Genomic DNA, 5,262 nt, shown 5'->3' with positions numbered 1-5,262 from the left:
TATCTCCATGCTGGTAGGTACTTACTATCCGGTCGAACACCTTGATTTTCTGATCGGGACTTTTAAATGGCCTCAAAATATGTGGCAGTGGCTGGGATTTCTGGCACTTGGACTAACTGCTTTGGCAGGTCAAAAAATGCTGACACAATCTTTTACATTCGACAAAGCAGGCAGGGTAGCCGCAATTGGTTATTCCAATATTCTCTTTTCAGTCCTGATCGGATTTTTAATGGGAGAAGCAATTCCTTCCGTTCCGATGCTCGCTGGTATGCTGCTGATTGTTGCGGGCGGCATTCTTATTTCATTTGCCAAATCCAAAGTTACAGTGAAATAAACCGGCGGTAATTCTTGTTCTTTGGTCAGAAAATAAGATTCATATGAAAAACCTCATTTTGAACAGCCTGATCCTTGCCGCTGTGGCATTTATGTCTACGGGTTCCAAATCAGACATAGAAGAAAAGGAGACTGCGCAGATCCAATGGATGACGATTGAAGAGGCTTATGCAAAAATCCAGAAAGAGCCGCGGAAGATCATGATTGATCTTTACACCGATTGGTGCGGGTGGTGCAAAGTAATGGACCGCGAAACTTTCAAGAACAAGGCAGTTGTCGAGTACGTCAACAAGACTTATTATGCTGTGAAGCTCGATGCAGAGCAGAAAGCGACGATTACATTAGGAGAGAAGAAATTTCAGTTTCTGCCGCAGGGCGGCAAGGGGATCAACGAAATCGCACTCGCCCTGACCAACAATCAGCCAAGTTACCCCACAACCGTTTTCCTGGACGATAAATTCAACATGATCCAGCCGCTCGCAGGCTATCTCAAACCCAAGGAATTCCATGAAGTAATCACCTTTATTGGCGGCGATTATTACAAAAAAGAAGAGTTCGATAGCTACAAAGCCAAAACTTATAAGGAGAAATATCAGGCCAAATAGCATCGTTTTATATTCATCACTCAACTTCCTGCATAAAGTTTTCAATCAGTTACCTGCGACAAGAAATTTAAGCAGGTAATAAATTTATTACTTTTGTATGAAGTGCAGTGAACTTCTAAGGTTACTTTCGAAAGACGGTTGGTTCCGTGTTCGACAAAATGGCAGTCACATTATCATGCAGCATCCTACTAAAAAGGGACAGTTGATCGTTCCGGACCACGGCCCTAAGGAAGTCAAGAAAGGGCTATTGGCCGCATTATTGAAAATAGCTGGAATTAAAACGACTAAGCGATGAAGAAGCCAGTTTTGACAATTAACATTATCAAAGAGGATGTAGGATATAGTGCTACATCTTCAGTTGGGGATAATTTTATAGCCACTCAGGGCGATGATTTCGAAGATTTAAAGAAGAATATTGTCGATGCGGTCAATCTGGCCTTTGAAGATCTCGGGTTCAAGTATGGTATTGATGAATTGGTACTTCGGCCTGATCTACAAAGCTTCTTTGAGTTCTATAAAGTGATTAATGTCAATGCATTGAGTAGGCGAATCAATATGAATCAGAGTCTGCTGGCTCAGTACATCAATGGGACCAAGAAGCCGTCGTCTTCACAAACCCGTCGTATTCTGGAAGGTGTACAGCAGGTTGGCCGCGAACTTTCGGCTATTCAGTTTCTGATCTGAAGCGGCTTAGACCGCTTCGCCCTCCTGCATTCTTTCTGCATTCTCGGCAATTCTCAATCTCTCGATAAATTCAGCGATATCACCTTCCATTACCGCAGGCAAATTGTAAACTGTATATCCGATGCGGTGATCAGTAATGCGGCTTTGGGGGTAGTTGTAAGTCCGGATCTTGTCAGAGCGGTCTCCGCTACCTACCATTGATTTTCGTTGCGAACTGATCGCGTCATTATGCTTTTTGAGCTCAATTTCATATAACCTGGAACGGAGCACGCTCAATGCGCGGTCTTTATTTTTCAGCTGCGAACGTTCGTCCTGGCAGCTTACAACCAGACCAGAGGGAATGTGGGTCAATCGAACCGCTGAATAAGTCGTGTTTACCGATTGTCCACCCGCACCTGACGATTGAAAAGTATCAACACGTACATCATTCATATTGATCTGCACGTCAACCTCCTCGGCTTCGGGAAGCACAGCCACAGAAGCAGCCGATGTATGGATCCTGCCCTGAGATTCGGTTTGAGGAACGCGCTGCACGCGGTGTACACCCGACTCGAATTTCATTTTTCCGTACACATCTTCGCCCTCTACCTTACAGATAATCTCTTTATATCCGCCATTGGTACCTTCTGTAAAATCCATAATGGAGGAACGCCACCCCATTTTCTCGAAAAAGCGCTGGTACATCCGGAACAAATCGCCTGCAAAAATAGCCGCCTCGTCGCCACCAGTACCGCCACGGATTTCCAGGATGATGTTCCGGCTGTCATTCGGATCTTTTGGAATCAGCAATTCTTTGATAACCTGCTCCAATTCTTCCAGTTTGGGAGTGAGCTCATCGAGCTCTTCTTTCGCCATTTCGCGTAGCTCTTCGTCTTTCTCGGTCGTGATAAGCTCCTTGGTGCCGGCGATATCTTTCTGGATTTTTTGATAAAGCTCATAATGCTCCACGATTCTGCCAAGATCCTTGTACTCCTTGCTTAACTTGGAGTACCGGCTGGAATCAGATACGATTTCCGGTTGAATAATCTGCTGGGAAACCTCTTCAAAGCGTTCTTTTATGGCTGCTAACTTATCGATCATCTTTATTGAATATCTTTGGCACGCTGTAATTGAGGCACAAAGATAGGCATTTTAGCTGGAATGAACCGTTGGGACAGTGGTCACTGCATCGGGCAACTACAAAAGATTAGAAGTTTTATGAAAAAGGCTATATACATTTTAATGGTTGCAATGCTGGTCGCCGCTTGTAATTCAAGCAACAGGATCGAGCAGACCAGCGAGCTGAAAAGCGAGATGAAATCAGTTGAGATCAAGCGCGTAACGAATACGCAGCTGGTTTATTCAGCCAATGAATGGGGTAAGAAAATAGCTCAGATCACGGAAAAGTCACTGCAAAAGGAGCTGGAAAAAGATTCGGCAAAAGGAAAGCAACTGTGCGGGGACCTGGACCAGATTCCCGTGGTGGCTGCTTTACAGAAGGAGTATGGCGTGAAGATCGAATTGCTGGGCGCAAGTGATTTGAACAATTCAAAACTGGATCCCAAGGAACGGGAGTTGCTCGGTGCTTACCTGTACAGTGCCAAGAACAAAGCTAATGCAGGAGATAACCTGCAAAGGCTGGGCGATACATTAATGGTTTACAATGCGCCGTTAGCGGCCGAAAGCCTGGTATGTAAAAGCTGCTCAGACAACCCTGATCAGCCTTTTGCAGTTTGGAGATTACTTTTCAACAAGAAAGACATTATCCGAAAACTGGATGCGAAACAGCTGAAAAAATAAAATCGCACGGAGGACAGGAAGAGAAAAACGGGTAAGCAGCGGCGACAAATGGCGCGTTTACTTACCCGATAGGTTTTTACAAATTATTTCCCGGAAGCATGGTAGATGTCATACCAGTCTTCCCGGCTCAGCTTGATATCCGATGCACTTGCGGCATTTCTGATCCGTGCCTCAGAGAGTGAGCCTATAATGGGCAGGGTTCCCAGTTTCATCAACCAGGCTACTGCGGTTTGTTCAATATTTGCGTTGTATTTACGTCCGATTTCTTCCAGCTTTGCCCGCAAGCGCACTGCTTTTTCTTCGGTACCGTTCAAAATCTTCCCTCCGGCAAGTGGCGCCCAGGCTAGTGGCTTGCTAAAACTCTGTTTGATGAAATCAATGCGCCCGTCTTCGATCGCCGACGTATTCATTAAATTCAGCTCAATGTGATTGGTTACTATTGGAATGCGCAGGTAAGATGCCAGCAGCTGGTGCTGAAAAACGGTGAAATTAGCAACACCAATGTGCTTTGTCTTGCCTGACTTTACGATCTCCGCCAATGCCGTTGCAGTTTCTTCGGGATCTGAAAGGAAGTCACTTTGATGCAGGAGAAAAATATCCAGGTAATCAGTCCGCAACCTTTTCAAAGAACCATTAATACTCTCGACGATATGGTCACGGGAAGTGTCATAATACTTCGAGTACTTATTCCCGGAATGCCTGATGCCGCATTTGCTGAATAGGACAATATCTTCACGCTTGAAAGACTTATTGTGAATGATTTTCCCGAAATGTTCTTCGATTGTCTGATCTCCGTAAATATCCGCGTGGTCAAAAGTATTGATACCCAGTTCCAGACAGAGGTTAACTGTTTTTTCGATTTGTGAGGTAGTGGCAGTACCTTCATCCGCCCATCTCCAGAAGCCATAAATCGCTTCTGATACTTTTGGACCGGAGTCGCTCAGGCTTACTTTTTTCATTCCGGGGATATTTGATTCGGTGCAAAAATATTTATTTCTCGAGACGTTTGTCTTTCACGATCAGATAAAAATCGTTTTCGAGTTCAAGATAGCCATAATCGTAAACGAAATGGTAAATGCTGCCTTTCAGGGTGGGACGAATACTTGTGATCAGGTTGAAGTCAAAACCTTTGCTCAGCAATGCACTTTTGGTAGTCTTTGATTTATCCTCCGGACAAAATTCTTCCAGGATCCTCCTGTTTTTCCGGAGCTGGTTGTTCATGTTTCTTACAACATTGTAAGCATCTGAATTGAGCCGGTTGTTGTAGCTGTTCCGGCACATATCTGAGCAGAATTTCTTATCTACTCTCCCCATTAACGGTTTTTCGCATTCAAGGCAATTCTTCATCATTCCATGTTTTGCTCAGGTCCGGGAAGGACCTTTTACAGTGTGCATAACTCTCTGAATGCAATATAGTAAAATTCATTTGACACCAATAAGCGCGCTTTTCCGCTTGCAAATGGCTGCAAATGTTTTCATATGCTTATAAATGGTTAACAACCGAATCAATTTCTAGCTCCCAAACATCTTTGCATTGTCGCAGGATCGACAGTACATACATATCCAATTCTAAACATCATTACCATGAACTCAGTAAAATTGATCGGTAACGTAGGACGCGAAATCAATGTGAAAGATTTTGACGGAGGGAAGATGGCCACCTTCTCTTTGGCTACCAATGAAGTATACACGAATAAAAACAAAGAGGAAGTTAAGACAACCGCGTGGCACTCAATTGTTGCTTGGGGGCCGCTGGCGCAGAAGTGTGAATCCTTGCTGGAAAAAGGGAAAATGGTAACTGTGGAAGGTAAGATAAACTACCGGCAGTACCAGAATAAAGATGATCACACCGTAAAGGTTG

The 5,262-nt window shown here is 44.3% G+C and carries 8 protein-coding genes and 1 pseudogene; 6 read left to right on the top strand and 3 right to left on the bottom strand.

The window, feature by feature from the left end:
* The 4 genes and pseudogenes from ACTIE6_RS16975 to ACTIE6_RS16960 form a co-directional block, all read left to right on the top strand.
* Positions 1–334, top strand: a pseudogene (locus ACTIE6_RS16975) (DMT family transporter); the annotation flags it as partial.
* A 43-nt stretch (positions 335–377) separates the two neighbouring features.
* On the top strand, positions 378–938 hold the full coding sequence (locus tag ACTIE6_RS16970; protein ID WP_439557775.1) for a thioredoxin family protein: 561 nt from the start codon (positions 378–380) through the stop codon (positions 936–938).
* Positions 939–1,035: 97 nt separating this feature from the next.
* On the top strand, positions 1,036–1,233 hold the full coding sequence (locus ACTIE6_RS16965; protein WP_439557774.1) for a type II toxin-antitoxin system HicA family toxin: 198 nt from the start codon (positions 1,036–1,038) through the stop codon (positions 1,231–1,233).
* On the top strand, positions 1,230–1,622 hold the full coding sequence (locus ACTIE6_RS16960) for a hypothetical protein (RefSeq protein ID WP_439557773.1): 393 nt from the start codon (positions 1,230–1,232) through the stop codon (positions 1,620–1,622). The genes ACTIE6_RS16965 and ACTIE6_RS16960 overlap by 4 nt, the downstream gene beginning before the upstream one ends.
* Before the next feature lie 6 nt (positions 1,623–1,628).
* Here ACTIE6_RS16960 and prfA read toward each other — a convergent pair whose 3' ends face one another.
* Entirely contained in the window at positions 1,629–2,702 is a 1,074-nt protein-coding gene (gene prfA, locus ACTIE6_RS16955) for a peptide chain release factor 1 (RefSeq protein ID WP_439557772.1), read from the bottom strand.
* 117 nt (positions 2,703–2,819) lie between these two features.
* On the opposite strand from prfA, the gene ACTIE6_RS16950 reads away from it, so the two are divergent.
* Positions 2,820–3,401 carry a hypothetical protein gene (locus ACTIE6_RS16950; protein WP_439557771.1) on the top strand — a complete coding sequence of 194 codons (582 nt, stop codon included), beginning with the start codon at positions 2,820–2,822 and terminating at the stop codon, positions 3,399–3,401.
* A gap of 83 nt (positions 3,402–3,484) precedes the next feature.
* On the opposite strand, the gene ACTIE6_RS16945 is transcribed toward ACTIE6_RS16950, so the two are convergent.
* Positions 3,485–4,360: an aldo/keto reductase gene (locus ACTIE6_RS16945; protein WP_439557770.1), complete on the bottom strand. Its 876-nt coding sequence runs from the start codon at positions 4,358–4,360 to the stop codon at positions 3,485–3,487.
* Positions 4,361–4,391: 31 nt separating this feature from the next.
* A complete protein-coding gene (locus ACTIE6_RS16940) occupies positions 4,392–4,751 on the bottom strand; it encodes a hypothetical protein (RefSeq protein WP_056283125.1) in 360 nt (119 codons plus the stop codon).
* A 234-nt stretch (positions 4,752–4,985) separates the two neighbouring features.
* On the opposite strand from ACTIE6_RS16940, the gene ACTIE6_RS16935 reads away from it, so the two are divergent.
* Positions 4,986–5,262, top strand: a 277-nt coding sequence (locus ACTIE6_RS16935) for a single-stranded DNA-binding protein (RefSeq protein ID WP_439557769.1), incomplete at its 3' end; no start/stop codon positions are given.

Origin of the sequence: Dyadobacter sp. (assembly GCF_051859145.1) — a bacterium.
Lineage (GTDB): Bacteria > Bacteroidota > Bacteroidia > Cytophagales > Spirosomataceae > Dyadobacter.
Note: the sequence above shows the minus strand (reverse complement) of the source record. Positions and strands in the feature narration are given on the sequence as shown.

What these genes read in the sequence shown, in the direction of transcription:
- ACTIE6_RS16970 (WP_439557775.1), top strand. Translation starts at nt 378, where the DNA reads ATGAAAAACCTCATTTTGAACAGCCTGATCCTTGCCGCTGTGGCATTT.
- ACTIE6_RS16965 (WP_439557774.1), top strand. Translation starts at nt 1,036, where the DNA reads ATGAAGTGCAGTGAACTTCTAAGGTTACTTTCGAAAGACGGTTGGTTC.
- ACTIE6_RS16960 (WP_439557773.1), top strand. Translation starts at nt 1,230, where the DNA reads ATGAAGAAGCCAGTTTTGACAATTAACATTATCAAAGAGGATGTAGGA.
- prfA (WP_439557772.1), bottom strand. Translation starts at nt 2,702, where the DNA reads ATGATCGATAAGTTAGCAGCCATAAAAGAACGCTTTGAAGAGGTTTCC.
- ACTIE6_RS16950 (WP_439557771.1), top strand. Translation starts at nt 2,820, where the DNA reads ATGAAAAAGGCTATATACATTTTAATGGTTGCAATGCTGGTCGCCGCT.
- ACTIE6_RS16945 (WP_439557770.1), bottom strand. Translation starts at nt 4,360, where the DNA reads ATGAAAAAAGTAAGCCTGAGCGACTCCGGTCCAAAAGTATCAGAAGCG.
- ACTIE6_RS16940 (WP_056283125.1), bottom strand. Translation starts at nt 4,751, where the DNA reads ATGATGAAGAATTGCCTTGAATGCGAAAAACCGTTAATGGGGAGAGTA.